A 3,633-nucleotide genomic window follows, 5' to 3' on the forward strand; every position below is an offset into this window, starting at 1 on the left:
ACCGGCAGGAACACCAGCAGGTTCTTGGGCCACTGGTAGAGGCGCAGCGCCCGCAACCAGGCACGCAGCGCGCCGCTGCCCGCCTGGGGGAACCGGCCGACCACCGGGACGTCGCCCAGCCGCTTCTCGAAGCGCGTCCCACGGCCGACCAGGATGGCCCCTTGCGACGCCCGCCAGATCGGCAGGTCGACCGCCGCATCGCCGGCATAGATGAAATTGTCGCCGACCATCTCGCGGATCCGGGCAAGCTTGGCTTCCCCGCTCAGATTGGCCAGGCCGTCGCTGCCGATCGCGGCATCGACCGGAAACGGCAGATGGGCCGCCACCGCGTCCACGAACGCCTGGTCGGCCGCGGACACGAGCGCGATCCGGCGGCCCAGATCGTGCTGCTCGGTCAGCCATTCCAGGAGATCCTGGCGCAGCGGCAGGAGCGCCCCGTCCAGGGACAAGGACTGGGCGACGTGCCGCTTGAACGCCGCCTTGCCCTGGCGCAGCGCCTGCACCAGGCCGATGGCCGCCTGCGGCGAGGTGCGGTGCAGTTGCAGGACGGTCTCGTGCAGCGTGTCGACCGGCGTGAGGGTGCCATCGAGGTCGACGACGATGACGGGCGAGCTGTCGACCGTCTGCGCAACCTCGAAGTTCAGCTTCATCATGCGGGCTACCCCACGCCGGAAAATACGAATTATCGTGGCAGGATGCCGATCGGCGCCGAGTTCGTCGAATTAAACGGACATGAACGTGCGTTCGGGCTCCTGAGCGAGCCGCACGTCAAGCTTACCGTCAGAAAATGGGGGCCCATGCCCGAGGTTCCGGCCGGGTTCCCCCGAGGCGTCAATCGTCCGGGCCTTGCCGGCGCCGATGCGGGCGCGACACTGGGGAACGTGCATGCCCGGGGCCTGCAAGACACGCTGCGAAGTCATGGCCGCCGTCACGTCACGGGAGCTCAATGATGACTTCATTCATTCGATCAACGACCAGAGAACTTTGCCATCCAGTGCAGGATCCTTAGTGATTCTTATCACATTTCCGGACGTTTTCACTTCACCGCCTGCTCTGGATGCCATACGATTTCCGCCCGCTACGACGTAGATTCGCGGCATGGGAGGAAACATGGCGATCATCAAGGGCGACGACCGGGCCAACATCCTCGACGGTACCGCCTCCGCGGACACGATCTGGGGCTATGGCGGCAACGATACTCTGGCCGGCAAGGGCGGCGCGGATACCATCTATGGCGGCACCGGGCGCGACCTGATCTGGGGCGATGACGGCGACGACACGATCTTCGGCGATACCGACAACGACACGATCTATGGCGGCGACGGCCACGACCGGCTGAACGGCGGCGACGGCCGGGACCTGATCTTCGGCGGTGCCGGCCGCGACGTCATTGCCGGGGGCAACGGCACTGATCAGATCCATGGCGGCGACGGCATCGACTACATCACCGGCGGTGGCGGCAGCGACGGGCTCAGCCTCGCGGCCCTGCTCACCGGCGGGATCGGCGGCGCCCCGACCGACCTCGACGACCTGCTGGGCCTGATCCTGTCGCGGATCGGCGGCATCGACGCCGGTGCGGGCAGCGACAAGGCCTATGGCGGCGACGGCAACGACCTCGTCTACGGCAACAGCGGCGACGACCTGATCCGCGGCGATTCCGGCGACGACATTCTGGTCGGCGGCGACGGCGACGACACGATCGAGGGCGGCGACGGCGACGACTTCATCCTGGAAGGCGTGCCGGAGCAGTTCCTGCCCGACCACCCGCCGGGCTTCTCCGGCAACGACCGGATCGACGGCGGCGACGGCGACGATTTCATCCTCGCGGGTATCGGCGACGACATCGTGACGGGCGGCCGCGAGGCCGACCTCATCGTGGGCGATGCAGGCAATGACGAGCTGTCCGGCGGCAGCGGCGAGGATGCCCTGTTCGGCGGCACCGGCGACGATCACTTGGATGGCGATTCCAGCGCGGATCTGCTGTTCGGCGGCGACGGCGACGACCTGATCCATGGCGGCGAGGGCGACGACATCGTGGCGGGCGGTGCCGGCAGCGACGAGCTGGAGGGTGGTACCGGCGACGACCTGTTCGAGCTGTCCGAGGACCTGTTCGAGGACCCGGAGTTCAGTGTCGACAAGATCCTCGACTTCGAGCGCGGCAGCGACCGGATCCTGACGGACGGCTACGACCTGTTCTCCGACCTCGACACCAACCAGGACGGCTTCGTCGACCGCAACGACGACCACGTGACGACGAGCAGGATCGACGGCGTCAGCTCCCTGGTGATCAACACCCACTACGCGGATGTGGACCACACCCTGATCGTGGTGGGCCAAACCCAGCTCGACGGCGACGACTTCACCGACACCCTGCCGGACGTGATCCCGGGCCCGGATCTCACGCTCCTAGGCGTCGTCATCGAACTGATCGACAACCTGTCGCCGCCGACCGTCTGAGGCCTTCCTCCGGCAAGTCGCGTCCGGCCTCTGCCGGGCGCGATCTTCTTGCGGCAGGCTCCTGGGATTTCGACCCCGGCCATGGCAGAATGGCTGGATCGGCTTCGTCCGATGTCGAAGGCCGGGTGGGCAGCCTGCCCCGTTGCGTTTTGCACGAACGAACCCGAGACTGGGCAGATGGCTGGCCCGCACCCGCCCCTTTGTCGAAGCCACACACCAAGCTGGCGGAAACTCTCCGCCCCTGCGGCTGCGACATGTCCGGCCCGATCCGGCGGCATCCCCCGGCAATCAACGCCGCCGGAACGTTGGTATCGGCTGTCTCGTTGTTGCTGATGATCCTGGCGCAGCTCGTCCTGCGCGGCCGCCAGGCATGGGGACGAAAGGAAAGGCCTGAGCGATGGAATGGCGGAGCGGCCGGCGCAGCAGCAATGTCGAGGACCGCCGGGGCATGGGCGGGATGCGCATGGGCGGCGGCGCCATGCGGGTCGGCGGCGGGATCGGCGGGCTGGGCCTGGTCGGGATCCTGGTGGTTTCCTGGCTGCTCGGCATCGATCCCAGCATGATCATCGGCGCGATCGACGGCGGCGCCCCGGTCGAGACCCGCCAGGAGCTGCCGCGCCAGGGCGGTGCCGGCAGCGACGAGCAGGCCGACTTCACCCGCGTGGTGCTCGGCAGCACGGAGGACGTCTGGCACGAACTGTTCCAGGCCGACGGGCAGACCTACCAGGAGCCCGGCCTCGTCCTGTTCACCGATGCCACCCAGTCGGGCTGCGGCTTCGCCCAAGGGGCCACCGGCCCGTTCTACTGCCCGGGCGACCGCAAGGTATATCTGGACCTGGGCTTCTTCGACGAGCTGTCCCAGCGCTTCGGTGCGCCTGGCGACTTCGCGCAGGCCTATGTGATCGCGCACGAGGTCGGCCATCACGTCCAGAACTTGCTGGGCATCCTGCCGCAGGTGCACGAGGCGCAGGCGGGTGCCGACCAGGCCTCCGCCAACGCCCTGTCTGTACGGGTCGAGCTTCAGGCGGACTGCCTGGCCGGCGTGTGGGCGAACCGGGCCGACCGGAGCCGGGGCGTGATCGAGCCGGGCGACGTCGAGGAGGCGCTGGGTGCCGCGGCCTCGGTGGGCGACGACCGGATCATGCGGGCGGCGGGGCGGCGTGCCAGCCCGGAGAG

2 protein-coding genes and 1 pseudogene are annotated in these 3,633 nt (G+C 68.3%); 2 read left to right on the forward strand and 1 reads right to left on the reverse strand.

The window, feature by feature from the left end; translation table 11 throughout:
- A pseudogene (locus VNS22_RS19985) lies at positions 1-653 on the reverse strand (hypothetical protein); the annotation flags it as partial.
- 457 nt (positions 654-1,110) lie between these two features.
- On the opposite strand from VNS22_RS19985, the gene VNS22_RS19990 reads away from it, so the two are divergent.
- Positions 1,111-2,457 carry a calcium-binding protein gene (locus tag VNS22_RS19990; RefSeq protein WP_325735551.1) on the forward strand — a complete coding sequence of 449 codons (1,347 nt, stop codon included), beginning with the start codon at positions 1,111-1,113 and terminating at the stop codon, positions 2,455-2,457.
- Between the two features lie 397 nt (positions 2,458-2,854).
- A partial coding sequence (gene ypfJ, locus VNS22_RS19995; RefSeq protein ID WP_325735553.1) for a KPN_02809 family neutral zinc metallopeptidase occupies positions 2,855-3,633 on the forward strand: 779 nt, incomplete at its 3' end.

Source organism: Geminicoccus sp., from assembly GCF_035556675.1.
Lineage (GTDB): Bacteria > Pseudomonadota > Alphaproteobacteria > Geminicoccales > Geminicoccaceae > Geminicoccus.